The sequence below is a fragment of the Aureimonas ureilytica DSM 18598 = NBRC 106430 genome (genome assembly GCF_000382705.1).
GTDB classification, from domain to species: Bacteria; Pseudomonadota; Alphaproteobacteria; order Rhizobiales; family Rhizobiaceae; genus Aureimonas; species Aureimonas ureilytica.
Genome location: NZ_ARQE01000027.1, coordinates 1 through 13,784, shown reverse-complemented (window position 1 = coordinate 13,784; position 13,784 = coordinate 1). Strand labels below are relative to the sequence as shown.

Genomic DNA, 13,784 nt, shown 5'->3' with positions numbered 1-13,784 from the left:
TGGTCTGCCCCCTGAAAAGTGGCCCTCCCTGAAGTAGGCTTTTGAGCCGCTGGAGGACATGAGAATGGGACAGAAGAAGCACAAGCCGGAAGAGATTGTCGCCAAGCTGAGGCAGGTTGACGTCCTGCTTTCGCAGGGTCGCCCGGTGGCGGAAGCGATCCGCACGATCAGCGTGACGCCGTTCACCTACTACCGGTGGCGGAAAGAGTTCGGTGGGCTGAAGTCCGACCAGGTGAAGCGTCTGAAGGACCTCGAGAAGGAGAACGAGCGGTTGCGTAAGGCCGTGTCCGACCTGACGCTGGAGAAGCTGATCCTGAAAGAGGCCGCCTCGGGAAACTGGTGAGCCCCGCCCGCCGTCGCCAATGCATCGAACACGTCATGAAGAAGCATGGCGTAAAGGAGCGTTTGGCGTGCCGGGTCCTGGGGCAGCACCGATCAACACAGCGCAAGGCGCCGAAGGGACGAGCTGACGATGCGGCGCTGACGGCCGACATCATCGAGTTGGCGAGACAGTATGGACGCTACGGCTACCGTCGGATCGCGGCCCTGCTGCGGGATGCCGGATGGCTGGTCAACGTGAAGCGTGTCGAGCGGATCTGGCGGCAGGAAGGTCTGAAGGTGCCGGCCAGGCAGCCCAAGCGAGGGCGACTTTGGCTGAACGACGGCTCGTGCGTTCGGCTTCGGCCAGAGCGGGCGAACCACGTGTGGTCCTATGACTTCGTCGAGGGCCGAACCCACAACGGTCGCAAGTTCCGCATGCTCAATCTGATCGACGAGTTCACCCGCGAATGCCTGTGTATCCGGATCGACCGCAAGCTGAAATCCACCGACGTTATCGACGTGTTGTCGGACCTCTTCATCGTGCGCGGCGTGCCGGGGCACGTTCGCTCCGACAACGGTCCCGAGTTCATCGCCAAGGCGGTGCGCGACTGGATCACGGCGGTCGGCGCCAGGACTGCGTTCATCGAACCGGGCTCGCCTTGGGAGAACGGCTACTGTGAAAGCTTCAACTCCAAGCTCCGGGACGAACTTCTGAACGGCGAGATCTTCTACAGCCTCGCCGAGGCCCGGATCGTCATCGAGGGCTGGCGCCAGCACTACAACACGAAGCGACCGCATTCCTCGCTTGGCTACCGTCCACCGGCACCCGCCGCCGCGCCATGGCCGGCTGCGCTGCCCCAACCCGCTTCGCCGGCCACCTCAACCGTGGTCGCCAAGCCTACCATGCATTAGAATTGAACCGGGCCACCTAATGGGGGCAGGCCAACCGCCTCGTTCTGGATGTTGACCGTGTCGCGCACGAAGCCTTCGACCTCGCGATAGGCGAAGAGGCTGGGCGCGAAGATGCCCTTGAAGGCTTGCTCGCCTTGCGAATACTCGAAGGCCTGGACCTGCTCGCCGACCTTCGTGTCGAAACTGACGCGGATCGGGTCGTTGGTGAAGACGTTCCAGTCGCCGTCCGCGCGCGGGCTGACGAGGAAGGACATCGGCGCAGCCTTGGCTTCGACGCCGAAATAGTCCTTCAGGAAGAGCGCGGTATCGAAGGTGACGCGCTGGCCCGCCGGGTCGGGTTCGGCTGTGAGGATGCCCTTCTCGAAGGGAATCTGCGTGACATACGCGGCGAGCGACGCACGCAGCGCGGCCGCTTCTTCGCGGGTCCCGGCGGGCGCCGGCTCGGGCGCGAGGGGCTCGGCGTAAGCTGGCAGAGCGAGAACTGCGACCAGCGCGGTCGTCGTGAGAAGACGGCGAACCATCTGAAATCCTCTGTGGGCGAAAAGGGAACGGGTGGGACGGCTTTCGATCGCGAGCCGGATGCACATGGCCGAAGCCGGCTGCCTCGCGGCCGAAGCGGGTCCCTCAGGGCTTGGACCGGCTCGCGGCTATCTTGCCGAGCGAGATATGCGACTTGTACTGTCCGCAGACCTCGGCGACATCGACCTCGTAGTCCGCCGCCATGTCCTCGATTGTCTGCTCCTCGCCCTGGAGATAGGCGATGCCCGCGCGGCCCTTGGCCTCGTGCAGCTCGCCCTCCGGCGTCTCGGGGCGGGAGCCGAAGATCTCGTTCATGCCGGCCTTGAAGAAGCGATAGCCGTCCTCCGGCAGCAGGCCCCGCTCGCCGCAATAGGCGACGAGGCCGAGATCGTTCCGCTTCTCCAGATAGAAGGCTTCGCTGTCCTGCGCATGCGCCACGGCGACGGGAGCGAGGACAGAGATCAGGACGGCAAGTCTAAGCAGCATGAATGATGTCTCCTCGTGGCGGCATCGCCTTTCGCTCCGAAGCGCCGGTGGGACGCGACGTTCGAAACGCGAAGCGGACGGGTTCAGGCGTGGAACGGCGTCGATCGCGGGCCGATCGCTGCGAGGCGGCCGGCACCCGCGGCCTGGAGGCCCTGTCCCGCACGCCCGCCACCCTCTCCGCCACGGCGTCGAACTCGCGTCCGTCGCGCACCCGCTTCCGGGCCGCGCCCAGGAAGACGCGCTCGGCGCCCGCATCCCGCACAAGATCGGGCCGCGCGCGATCGGGATCGTGGGGCGCGCGAAGCACCGCGTTGGCCCGCCCGACGAGGTCGAGACGTGGGATGTCATGGAGGGCGACGATCTCGTCGACCGTGCCGTCGTGCCGGATGTCGGCGCTGCGATCCGTCATTATCCTGGCCGGTAGGCTCGTCGCCACTCGGGCCAAGAGGGTCATGACGGCGTTTCGAGCGGGCGAGGTCCTGGCCCCGCCGAAGCGCCTCGGTGCAACAACCCCCATGAACCCGCCACACCCAATTTAATAGATAATCGTTGACGCCGATCGCTAACTGAATCCATAAAAAACAAGTCGTGGCAACAGGTATGCGCAAATTGCCGTGGGAAGAGGTGAGTGTGCTCCTAATCCGACCGTTTCTGCTTGATCGTCTGGACATGGCGCATGAGCGCGTTCGTCGCCGCCTCGCCCTGTCCGGCCCTCAGCAAACCCAGGATCGTCCGGTGATCGTGAGCGGTCGGCAGGTCCCAGGCCGCTCGCCATCCCGAAAACAGGAAGCGGGAGCTGGCCGCATGGAGGTCGTCGATCTCCTTCAGAAGACGCGGCATGCCGCACGGCGTCAGCAGAATATGGTGGAAGGCGCGGTTCGCCTCCTCCCAGTCGTGGATGTCGCGCGCCCGGTCGCCCGCCTTGTTGGTCTCCTCCGCCTTCTCGAGGAGGCTCGGCGTCAGGTGCGGAATCGCATGGCGCAAGGCCACCACCTCGAGCGCGGCGCGCATTTCCGCGACCTCGCGGACCTGTTCGCAGGTGAAACCCGCGACGCGCACGCCTCGGCGCGGCTCGCTGACGGCCAGCCCCTGCGCCTCGAGCAGGCGGAAGGCTTCGCGCACCGGCACATGGCTCGCCCCGAACTCGGCCGCGATATGGTCCTGGCGCAGCCGCTCGCCGGGCGCGAGGTCGCCACCAATGATGCGAGCGGCAAGAGCCTTGCCGATCTGCGCGGCGATCGTCTCTGTCTTGGTGCTCTTCATGCTTTATAGATAATTAAATCGCGTGCGCCTGTCACGCGTCAAAAGCTTTGACGCGATGGGTGACGAGGGCCGCCCGCCTTTCTGGCTGACCGTTCCACGCCGGGACACCCGCCTCTCTCTCCCCGGTCGCGACACGCCCGTTGCGCCGGGAGGACGACGCCCCGCCCCGAGCCCCGGCAACACTCGACAAGACCTTTCCCGACAACAGGAGAGTTTCGATGCAACTCCGACGCTTCCCGTCTCGTGCTTTGGCTTCGGTGCCGACAGCGCTGGCCGCCTGTGTCGCCATCCTGCCCGTTCAGCCGGGCGCGGCCCAGGCGCCCGGCCCCGACAGCTTCCATCAGCAGATGAGCAACCAGCTCGGAATCCTCGACCACTGCATCGCCAAGGGCTTCCCCTCCCAGGCGGCTGCGGCCACCTATGCGGCGTTCCTCGCTTCGCTTCCCGCGCCCGCCGATCCCGAGGCGGTGGCGCTCTTCCGGGAAAAAGGGAGGGAAGGGATCATCTACAACGGCGAAGACAGCCAGATCTCGGCCGAGCAGATGGCGGAAGGCACGAGCCAGACGCTGGAGGAATACTGCAAGTCCTTCGACGAGAACGCCAAGGCCCTCGAGACGGCGCAGTAGAGCCGAAGGATCGTCTCCGCAAAAAACGGGCGCGCGAGCCCGCGCCGCGCCGCGCCCACCTTCCCATCGACAGAGCCGTGAAAGGATCACCCATGTCGATCGTCCGCCCCACCCTTCTTGCCTGCGCCCTCCTTCTCGCGCCGGCGTCGCATGTCCTGGCCCAAAGCGAGGGCGGCCTTGCCGAGCGCCGCGCGATCCAGGCCTATTCCAAGGATGTCTGGCCGCCGCTCGAACGCGCGATCCAGGATGCCGCCGGCTTTCCGGTGCCCGTGGCGCTCGACATGAAGAGCCTGGCGCTTCCCGGCTATGCGCAGAGCTACGGCAGCGACGACTATCTCCGCAAGCCGATCATCGATCCGCTGATCCAGGCGCTTTCGTCCATTGCGTCCGACGATTTGGGCAAGCAGGCCTTGAAGGAGAAGCTGACCTCGATCGTCATTCTCTACGACGAGGCGAGCGCGCCGAGCTCGAACTACGAAGAGGGCGTCAGCTTCTCGGGTGGCGTCCTGACGCTGAACTGGAAGCCGTTCACGAATGTCGACGACCTCGAGCCGCGCGTGACGGCGATCACCAGCGTTCTGGAAAGGAACCTCTGATCCCCGGACGCTTGCGATCGGCCGGGTCCGGTCGCGAGTTCGCTTTCGACAGGCGATGCCATGCCTCTCCCGAAGCGGGGCGGCATGATCGTCCCCGCCTTGATCGAGGTTGCGATCAATTCCGTCGCTGCTTCGCGGCCTCGGCCTTTCCGCGCCGGACGGCATGGGGATGCGGGACGGCTCGTCGATGGATTCAACTGGAGAACCCGGAACGGACAGTCATCGCCCCCATCCGGCCCGAAGCGTCGCGTTCGCAGCGTCATTCCCGCCGCCGGCTTCGACCCGTCCGTCTCAGTCTCGTCTACCGCCAAACCAGGGAGGCATCGTTGCGGATCGTGAGGAAGGTTCTTTCAATCCTTGGTGGCGGCAGGGGGCAGGACGGCGCGCCGCCTCCTCCCCTCCCCGATGGTCGCTCCGGCTTCGAAGACTGGAACGCCATCGGCCGGACCGAGAACCTCGCGGTTTGCAGGGCGCTGGATGACGTCATCGACGCGGAAGGGGAAACGGACATCGACCTCTCCGTCGACAGCCGGTCTCAGGGCCTCGCCTCCGCCGTGCTGGACGAGGTGGTCGCCCTGAATGCCGCCGGTCGCTGGCGCGACGCGCGCAAGCGGTTCGATCCGGCCTATCGGCCGTTCCGCCGGCAGATCGAGGATGTCGGCTTGCGCACCGTCAGCCTTCTCGGACCGGACCGCTTTCTGCTGCGCTTCGATGAGGGCGTCCTTCTGATCGATGAGGAGAACGCCGATCTTCTGGACGATATCGTCACCTTCGCGCGATCGGCGGACAGGCGCTGGTTGGCGCTGGTCATTCCGTCGGGCATCGTCGTCACCACCGATCTGGACGGCCCGGCGGCCGCAACCTGGAACTGGCCGCAGGATGTGCCGGTCGACGCCTCGGACCTGCGCAGCGTCGCCATCGCGGACGACGGGCGCCGTCTGGTGATCGCCGGCGACGAGATCGGCATCTGGCTCTGCCGCGATGGCGCATGGACCGCGCTCGCCCCGCGCCCCGGTGTCGGCGACGACGACGACGAGGACGAGGCCGACGAGGGCAGCGAGGCGGGCGAAAGGGAGGAGGCAGCGGTCGAACGCGAGGTCGAGGCCTGCGAGATCGGGGTGAGCACCTACGGCGCGCGCCGCGCGCGGCAGGGCGGGCCTCACCGGCTCGACGGCAGCCACGTCGCGATTTCGCCCGACGGGCGCTTCGTGGCCTATGGCTGGCAGGACGCCTGGCCTGGGCATTATCTCGATCGGGTCGAGGACGAGGGTCCCGTGCCGCTCGCACGGATCGACGCGGTCAGCGACTATCCCTATTCCGTGCATTTCAGCCGCGACGGCCGCTCCCTCTTCGCCAACTCGCGCAGCGGAGCGAACGGCGTCACGCAACGGCTGGATCTGGCCGCTTTCGAGGAACGGGGCGAATGGGTCGCCCGGCCCGTCGACGAATATCTGCGCGGATACAGCTTCTGCGAAATCCCCGGACCATCCCTGGGGATCGAGGATGGCGTCGTCTGGATCGGTGGCGCCGGCTGGTCCCACGCCGTGCGGTTCAGCGGTGGCGCGCCCGTGTTCACGCATTTCTTCGGATCGGCGATCACCGGCATCGACTACGATCCCGCCTGCGGTCGTGCCGTCGTCATCAGCGCGTCCGGCATGGTGCACGTGATGGAGCCCTTCGCCGAGGCAGAGCCCGGCCTTGAGCGCGGCTATCGCCCGAGACGGGAACTCTACAGGCTCATCCTTTGGAATAGCCTTGATCGTGTCGTGCGCTGGTAGACGCTCGCCTGCGAACTCCCGAAACTTCTCCCGAGGGAGGCGGACAATGAACAGACGGGATGAAGCATGGACGGGAGGGTTCGACTATCGAGCATCTTTAGAGACTTTCCATACTGCAATCGTTCTAAAGTATAGTTGTTGAATCCAGCGATCATCATTGCTAGACGGCTGACGTTCCCAACGTTGTCCAGAGGCTATCTTGTCCTTGTCCCTACGGCGATTCGCCGCCGCCACCCTTCTCGCACTGCTACCGGTCTTTGGCGTATCGACGACAGCTCGGTCCGAACCGCGCGAGATCACCGATGTCATCGGTCGCAAGGTCACGGTAGACTTGCCGGCCCAACGCGTCGTTCTTGGCTTCTACTTCGAGGATTACATGGCCGTCGGCGGCGAGACGGCCTTTGACCACGTGGTCGGCCTCTCGCGCGAGGCCTGGGAGGGCTGGGTGCCCGCCAACTGGGCGATGCACACGGCCCACCGCCCGTCCCTGAACGACATCGCCGATGTCGGCGAGGTGGAGGCGCAGACCTTCTCGGTGGAAAAGGTGCTGGCGCTCCAGCCCGACCTCGTGGTGCTCGCCGACTGGCAGTACAAGGCGCTCGGCCTCGACGCCGACCGTATCGAGGAAGCGGGCGTGCCCATCGTCGTCGTCGACTACAACGCCCAGACGCTGGAGCGCCACGTCGCCTCGACGCGCCTTCTGGGCACGCTGACCGGCGAGGAAGCGCGCGGCCAGGAGATCGCCGCCTTCTACCGCGACGCGCTGCAGGACGTCGCCGACCGCGTGGCGAAAAGCGGCCAGCCCAAGCCCAAGGTCTATGTCGAGTTCGGCAACAAGGGCCCGGCCGAGCATTCCTTCACCTATGGCAAGAACATGTGGGGCGCGATGACGGCGGCGGCCGGCGGCGACAACATCGCCGCGCCCTTCGTGGAATGGTGGGGCCCGATCAATCCCGAGCAGGTGCTCGCCTCGAAGCCCGACGCGATCTTCATTTCAGGGCGCGAGAACAACAAGAACCCGGCCGCCCTGCCGATGGGCCAGGGCGTGAACGCCGACGAGGCGCGCGAGAAGCTGAAGGGCTTCGAGGCGCGCGCCGGCTGGGCCGACCTGCCCGCCATCCGGAACGGCCAGCTCTTCGGCGTCTACCAGGGGGCCTCCCGCACCCTGTCGGACTTCGCCATGGTGCAGTTCATCGCCAAACAGCTCTATCCCGCCGCCTTCGGCGACGTCGATCCGATCGCCAACTATCTCGCCTACTACGCGAAATATCTGCCGGTGACGCCGAAGGGCACCTTCGCCGTCGGCGTGAAGGGCTGACCGCGTCGGGGCCTCGCAGGACGAGGCCCCGATGTGCTTGTCGTCATGACGACCGTGTCCCCCCATGCGGCCTCCTCCCAAGCGGCCTCCTCCCATGCCGAGGCCATCGCCGACCATCGCCGCCGCGAGCGCCGGCGCTGGCGGATGGCGGCCGTCTTCGCCCTGGCGACGCTCGCAAGCCTCATCCTCGACGTCGCCACCGGTCCCTCGCTCCTCTCGCCCGGCGAAGTCCTGCGCTCGCTGCTCCAGACCGGGGCGCGCGCGGCGATGACCGACACGATCGTCTGGGACCTGCGCCTGCCGATGGCCTTTATGGCGCTCGCCGTCGGCGCGGCGCTCGGCGCCGGCGGGCTGGAGATGCAGACCATCCTCGCCAATCCGATGGCGAGCCCCTACACGCTCGGCATGGCCGCCGCCGCCGGCTTCGGCGCGGCGCTGGTGCTGGCTGTGGGCGGCTTCGGCCTCAGCGCGATGGTCGCCGTGCCGATCGGCGCCTTCGTCTTCTCCATGCTGGCCGCGCTCTTTCTCTTCGCGCTGGCCTCCATGCGCGCCTTGCGCGGCGACACGATCATTCTCGGCGGCATCGCGCTCCTCTTCCTCTTCCAGTCGCTCCTGTCGCTGATCCAGTTCCTCTCCTCGCCCGAACTCTCGCAGCAGATCCTGTTCTGGCTCTTCGGCAGCCTCACCAAGGCCACCTGGCCGACCCTCGCGCTGACGGCGGGCGTCACGGCCGCCTGCTGCGCGCTTCTGGCGTTCGACGCCTGGAAGCTCGCGGCGCTGCGCATGGGCGAGGTGCGCGCGGCGAGCCTTGGCGTCGACGTGCGCGCGCTGCGCATGAAGATCCTCGTCATCGTCGCGGTGATGACGGCGACCGCGACGAGCTTCGTCGGCGTCATCGGCTTCGTCGGTCTGGTCGCGCCCCACATCGCGCGGCTGACGGTCGGCGAGGACCAGCGCGTGCTCCTGCCCGTCTCCATGCTGGCCGGCGCCCTGATGCTCTCGGTCGCCTCCGTCCTGTCGAAGTCGATCGTGCCGGGCGCGCTGTTTCCGGTCGGCATCGTCACCGCCATCGTCGGCGTGCCGTTTCTCCTTTGGCTGATCTTCGCGCCGAAGGGAGCCGCACGGTGATGCGGCTCGAAGGCCTGTCGGTTGCGCGCGGCGGCCGGACGATCCTGTCCGGCGTCGAGGCGGCGCTGGAGCCGGGCCGCGTCCATGCGGTGATCGGGCCGAACGGCGCGGGCAAGACGACGCTGCTGCGCGCCCTTCTCGGCGACCTGCCCCTGTCGGCCGGGCGCCTCACCCTCGGCGACCTCCGCCTCGAACCCGGCCGCCTGTCCGCCGCCCGGCGCCGGCTCTGGCGCGAGGCCTTCGCCTATATGCCCCAGGACACTGCCGCCGACATCGCCATGACCGTTTTGGAGGTCGTCGTCCTCGGGCGGCTCGGCGCGCTCGGCCTTCATCTCGACGACGCGACGCTCCTCGACGCGATGGCGCGGCTCCATCAGGCGGGCATCGCCCCTCTCGCGAACCGCCCGATCGGTGCGCTCAGCGGCGGCCAGCGCCAGATGGCGATGTTCGCGCAGGTCCTGATGCGCGAGCCCTTGGCCCTTCTCCTCGACGAGCCCGTCAGCGCGCTCGACCTCAAGCACCAGATTGCGCTGCTCGACCTCGTGCGGCGCGAAACGCGCGCGCGCGGCCACGTGACGGTCGTCGTCCTCCACGATCTGAACCTCGCCTGCCGCTATGCCGACACGCTCCTCGTCGTGGCGAACGGCACGCTGCGCGCCGCCGGCCCGCCGCGCGACCTCGTCACCGCGGAGCTGATCGGCTCGGTCTACGGCGTTCCCGTCGAGGTGCTGCGCGACAGCGCGGGCTCGCCCGTGATCCAGCCGCTCGGCCCCGCCCCCATCTTGCAACCGGAACTCCCCGTATGAAGCCCCTCCTCGCCGCGCCCCTCGCCCTTCTCCTCGCCGCCCTGCCCGCCCGCGCGGCCGATCACGAGGTGCGGATGCTGAACTATGGGGCGGAGGGCGGCATGGTCTTCGAGCCCGCCTTCCTGAAGGCGGTGCCCGGCGACACCGTGACCTTCGTCCCCGAGAACAGCGGCCATTTCGTCCAGTCCATCGTCCTCCCCGACGGCGTCGCCCCGTGGAAGAGCGCGATCGACCAGCCGTTCACGGTCACCCTCGAGGCCGAAGGTCTCTATCTCTACGCCTGCCCCCCGCACCTCATGATGTCGATGATCGGTCTGGTGGAGGTCGGCCGGCCCACCAATCGCGACGCGGTCACCGAGCGCGCCGCCAAGCTCCGCCCCAAGCTCATCATGAAGGCCGAGCGGCTGGATGCACTCCTTTCGCAGGTGACGGCGGACTGATCGCGTCCGCAGGCCGTTGCGAGAGCGCTTCGCCCCGCAAGGCGCGAGGCCCTCGCCGCGCTGAGGCGGGAAGGACGCCTCGCACTCCATTGCCGGCACCGGCAGGTCGAATATCCGAACACTCGGCTGAAATCCGGACACGGCAAGCTGAAGCCGCCGTTCCGCCCGGTCGGCGGTTCGCAACGGGGCCGCCCCGTGTGTTGCGCGACACCGGACAAAGCTTCGTTCCTGCCGGCGATGCGCTACCTGTCGCGCTCGCTTCAGGCCTGCTGCTTTCCGATCCAGATCGCCAGACCGTCGAGCGAGCGGAATTCCGCGATGGCACGAACGGCGATCGCCGGCTCCGCCTCCCGCACCAGCTTGCACAAGTCGGCGCCGGGCGGGAGTTCCACGGCAATGGCGACGCCATATTCACGCAGAGCACGGGCGCAGCCGGACCAATGGACGGTCGTCGCGACCTGCCGCGCCAGCGTCTCGACGGCGCGCTCGCGGGTCAGCACCGGAGTGCCGTCGATCCCGGCCAGCACGGGAGTTGCGGGGCGCATCCCGCTCTCCTCCAGCGCCGCGCGGAACGGCTCCACGGCGGAGAGGAGCAACGGCGTATGGGATGCCACCACTGCTGTTCATCACTCACGATCTCAGGGTCGCGGCACAGATATCGGACCGGATCGCGGTGATGAAGAATGGCGCGATCGTGGAGATGGGTACGGCACGCGACGTCCTCGAAAACTCCGCGAACGACGACACCCGGACCCTTCTGGCTTCGATGCCCGGCCAATCCTGGGACGTGCCGGTGCTTCCGATCGGCTAGCAACGCCGGGCGAGCCGGATCCGACGGCACGGTCGAGGTCATGCAGGTGAAAGGCGGACGAAAAGACCGACGCCAGGGATGTCCCCGTCGTTTTCACCGCTGCGAGACATGAGTCTCCGAGATGTATCGCCTCGTGATGGCTCCGTTGCAAACCGCCGATCGGGCCGCAAGGATCCCGTCCTGCCCTCCTCACCGGCGATGAACACCTGGAACAGCCGTGCGATGGAGCGCGGCTCCGATCCGCCATCGAGGCTGTCCCTCATCGAGCGGAACGGGCCCTTGCGGAGCATCCGCATCGCCGGCGGATGGGGAAGCCAAGCGGCCTATTGCGGGTCACCGCGCTCGGCTACGTGCCACGGCCGGCCTTCCCGCCAGCCTTGGCGACCTCAACGCTCACGGGCGCATGCGCTTCAGCCCCTCAGGCCATGCCGACGCATGGGCGTTCACCCGGGACGGGCGGACGGAGCGCATCGCGGCCGAGGGCCGCTATGTCGTCGGTTCGAGCCTCGCCATGCGGGACGCGCTTCTGGCAGGCTTCGGTATCCACTTCATTCCGCGCGTGGGACCTGAACGCTCACCAATCCGGACGGTCCGCAAGCCACCTTTCCCAGTTTCAGGCTTCGGAGAGCGCCGCCGCACGGATCCTTCGCCGACGTCCCAAGCCCCTTGTCGGATGCCTGAATACGGCCGTTCGGTTGCGGGAAGCGTTTCGAGGTCGTACGTTAGAGGCGAACCGTAGAAGGAGTGCAGCCATGAACAACAGGACGAGCAACGCGATCCGCCTTGTCTCGACACCTGCCATGGTTGCCCATGTCCGCCTTCCTCACGCTCGACTCCGTCTGCGCTCGAACGCCTGACGGCCCGCTCTTCCAGAAGCTGACATTCGCGATCGGGACGGAGCGCGTCGGGCTCGTCGGCCGCAACGGTTCGGGTAAATCCACTCTTCTTCGCATCGTTGCCGGCCTCGCCGAGCCGTCGTCCGGCACGGTTCGGCGAACGGGTACGATCGGTCTTCTCCGGCAGGACATGCCGGGAGGGTGGACCCTGGCCGAGGCGCTCGGCGTCGCGAATGATCTGGAAAGGCTGGAGCGCATCCTGGCAGGGAACGGCACCGCAGGCGACTTCGATGCCGCCGACTGGACGCTGGAGAGCCGCATCGGCGCCGCTCTCGCCCAGGTCGGCCTTCCCGCCCTGCCGCTGGACCGTTGCCTCCGGACCCTGTCGGGCGGCGAGCGGACGCGCGTCGGTATCGCTCGTCTCGTCATGGAGGCGCCGGACCTCCTGCTTCTGGACGAGCCGACGAACAATCTCGACGCCGCCGGTCGCGCCGCGATCCGAGCCCTGATGCGGGAATGGCGCGGCGGTGTCCTCGTCGCCAGCCATGATCGGGAGCTTCTGGACGACGTGGACCGAATTCTGGAGCTGACGGCGATCGGAGCGCGCAGTTTCGGTGGGGGTTGGTCTGCCTTCTCCGCGGCCCGCGACGAGGATCGGCGCCGCGCCAGCGCCGAACTGGAGCGCGCCGATGCCGACGTTCGCGCGGTGCGGCAAGCCGTGCAGGCGCGGCGCGAGGCGAAGGAGCGACGGGACAGGGCGGGACGTGCGTTCGCGGCCAAGGGGTCCGAGCCGAAGATCCTTCTGGGTGCGCGGGCCGAGCGCGCGCAGAACAGCGGCGGGACGGCACAGGCGATCAGCGATCGACGCATGGGCCGCGCGCTGGCGGAGGCGGACGACGCTCGCTCGCGGGTCGAAGTCCTGACGCCCCTGACGATCGCTCTGCCTCCGAGCGGCCTGCCATCCGGCGCCAACGTCCTTGCCATGGAGGGCGTCGTCGCCGAAGCGGGCGACCGGCGCCTCGGCCCATGGACCCTGCGCATCGACGGACCGGAGCGCATCGCCCTGAAGGGAGCGAACGGCGCAGGCAAGACGACCCTTCTGCGGATCGCGGCCGGTCTTCGAGCGCCCGTCTCTGGAACGGTGCGTCGCGCCGAGGGACGCATCGTCCTGCTGGACCAGCAGGTCGGGCTGCTCGATCCCGAGGGCACTATCCTCGACAACATCCGCCGACTGCATCCCGATGCCGGCGACGAGGAAGCCTACGCGCTCTGCGCCCGCTTCGCCTTCCGCAATCGGGATGCGAGGCGCGTCGTCGGCACGCTCTCCGGCGGCGAGCGCCTGCGGGCAGGCCTGGCGGCGGCCCTGTCGGGCTCGGCGCCGCCATGGCTCATCATCCTCGACGAACCCACCAACCACCTCGACATCGAGTCGGTCGAAATCCTGGAAAACGCACTTTTGAGCTTCGACGGTGCGCTTCTCGTCGTGAGCCACGATCCATCCTTCGTCGAGCGGGTCGGGTTCGATCGGGTCTTCGAGGTTTGACGTCCCGGCGGACGAAGGCAGCTCTGGTCAGACCCGGCCCTGAAGAGGTCAGTCAGCAAACCACCCGAGATCACTGATTGCACGCCGGAAGCGAACGCCCGGAAGCGATCCATCCGCTTTCGACCCATCAAAGTCGTTCGAATGTTAGTACAACGCGCTCGATAGCGGACATTCACGCGCCTTCTTCCGTACTCAGTTCCGGAGTTGGTAGCGGGTCGATTAGAGTCCCTCGCGAGCGAGCTCGACGAGCCAGCCGCACACGGCCTTGACGAGCGCCGTCGTTCCCAGTTCCGGGTGGCGGAGCAACCAGACCTCGCGATGCAATACCGTAGGCCCATGCTGCGCGATCTTTGGAATTGTCGCTCCCATGATTTCCGGTAGTAGCGCACGTCCTAGCCCCG

At 67.4% G+C, this 13,784-nt stretch carries 15 protein-coding genes and 1 pseudogene; 10 read left to right on the top strand and 6 right to left on the bottom strand.

What is annotated here, in order from left to right; genetic code table 11:
* The first annotated feature begins 64 nt into the window (after positions 1-64).
* Positions 65-1,233 (top strand): IS3 family transposase gene (locus B146_RS0123850; RefSeq protein ID WP_155897544.1). Its coding sequence is split into 2 segments (ribosomal slippage): positions 65-329 and positions 329-1,233, totalling 1,170 coding nucleotides; the frame shifts between segments, so codons are not numbered across the junction.
* Here the strand turns inward: B146_RS0123850 and B146_RS0123845 are convergent.
* From B146_RS0123845 to B146_RS0123830, 4 genes are all read right to left on the bottom strand, one after another.
* Positions 1,230-1,754 (bottom strand): hypothetical protein, encoded by a 525-nt coding sequence (locus tag B146_RS0123845; protein ID WP_026358897.1) that lies wholly within the window; start codon positions 1,752-1,754, stop codon positions 1,230-1,232. The genes B146_RS0123850 and B146_RS0123845 overlap by 4 nt on opposite strands.
* Positions 1,755-1,857: 103 nt before the next feature.
* Complete coding sequence (locus B146_RS27320) at positions 1,858-2,238, bottom strand: hypothetical protein (RefSeq protein ID WP_019998997.1); 381 nt, start codon at positions 2,236-2,238, stop codon at positions 1,858-1,860.
* Entirely contained in the window at positions 2,228-2,647 is a 420-nt protein-coding gene (locus B146_RS0123835) for a hypothetical protein (protein WP_060577706.1), read from the bottom strand. Before B146_RS0123835 ends, B146_RS27320 begins: the two co-directional genes overlap by 11 nt.
* 227 nt (positions 2,648-2,874) lie before the next feature.
* Positions 2,875-3,501, bottom strand: a complete 627-nt coding sequence (locus B146_RS0123830) for a GntR family transcriptional regulator (RefSeq protein ID WP_019998996.1) — start codon at positions 3,499-3,501, stop codon at positions 2,875-2,877.
* Between the two features lie 218 nt (positions 3,502-3,719).
* Between B146_RS0123830 and B146_RS0123825 the strand changes: the two genes are divergently transcribed.
* The 7 genes from B146_RS0123825 (at position 3,720) to B146_RS0123795 (ending at position 10,193) form a co-directional block, all read left to right on the top strand.
* Positions 3,720-4,127 (top strand): hypothetical protein, encoded by a 408-nt coding sequence (locus B146_RS0123825; RefSeq protein WP_155897701.1) that lies wholly within the window; start codon positions 3,720-3,722, stop codon positions 4,125-4,127.
* A gap of 92 nt (positions 4,128-4,219) precedes the next feature.
* Positions 4,220-4,723 carry a hypothetical protein gene (locus tag B146_RS0123820; RefSeq protein ID WP_019998994.1) on the top strand — a complete coding sequence of 168 codons (504 nt, stop codon included), beginning with the start codon at positions 4,220-4,222 and terminating at the stop codon, positions 4,721-4,723.
* Between the two features lie 326 nt (positions 4,724-5,049).
* A complete protein-coding gene (locus B146_RS0123815; RefSeq protein WP_019998993.1) occupies positions 5,050-6,501 on the top strand; it encodes a WD40 repeat domain-containing protein in 1,452 nt (483 codons plus the stop codon).
* 331 nt (positions 6,502-6,832) lie between these two features.
* Positions 6,833-7,819 (top strand): ABC transporter substrate-binding protein, encoded by a 987-nt coding sequence (locus B146_RS0123810; RefSeq protein WP_019998992.1) that lies wholly within the window; start codon positions 6,833-6,835, stop codon positions 7,817-7,819.
* 45 nt (positions 7,820-7,864) lie between these two features.
* Entirely contained in the window at positions 7,865-8,947 is a 1,083-nt protein-coding gene (locus tag B146_RS0123805; RefSeq protein WP_051091625.1) for a FecCD family ABC transporter permease, read from the top strand.
* Entirely contained in the window at positions 8,947-9,753 is an 807-nt protein-coding gene (locus B146_RS0123800; RefSeq protein WP_019998990.1) for an ABC transporter ATP-binding protein, read from the top strand. The genes B146_RS0123805 and B146_RS0123800 overlap by 1 nt, the downstream gene beginning before the upstream one ends.
* A complete protein-coding gene (locus B146_RS0123795) occupies positions 9,750-10,193 on the top strand; it encodes a pseudoazurin (protein ID WP_019998989.1) in 444 nt (147 codons plus the stop codon). The genes B146_RS0123800 and B146_RS0123795 overlap by 4 nt, the downstream gene beginning before the upstream one ends.
* Positions 10,194-10,453: 260 nt before the next feature.
* Here B146_RS0123795 and B146_RS0123790 read toward each other — a convergent pair whose 3' ends face one another.
* On the bottom strand, positions 10,454-10,807 hold the full coding sequence (locus tag B146_RS0123790) for a hypothetical protein (protein WP_155897700.1): 354 nt from the start codon (positions 10,805-10,807) through the stop codon (positions 10,454-10,456).
* Between B146_RS0123790 and B146_RS29290 the strand changes: the two genes are divergently transcribed.
* Entirely contained in the window at positions 10,801-11,004 is a 204-nt protein-coding gene (locus B146_RS29290; protein ID WP_155897699.1) for a hypothetical protein, read from the top strand. The genes B146_RS0123790 and B146_RS29290 overlap by 7 nt on opposite strands.
* A gap of 810 nt (positions 11,005-11,814) precedes the next feature.
* Positions 11,815-13,383 carry an ABC-F family ATP-binding cassette domain-containing protein gene (locus B146_RS0123780; RefSeq protein ID WP_019998986.1) on the top strand — a complete coding sequence of 523 codons (1,569 nt, stop codon included), beginning with the start codon at positions 11,815-11,817 and terminating at the stop codon, positions 13,381-13,383.
* A 219-nt stretch (positions 13,384-13,602) separates the two neighbouring features.
* Here B146_RS0123780 and B146_RS29630 read toward each other — a convergent pair.
* Positions 13,603-13,784 (bottom strand): annotated as a pseudogene (locus B146_RS29630) (hypothetical protein); the annotation flags it as partial.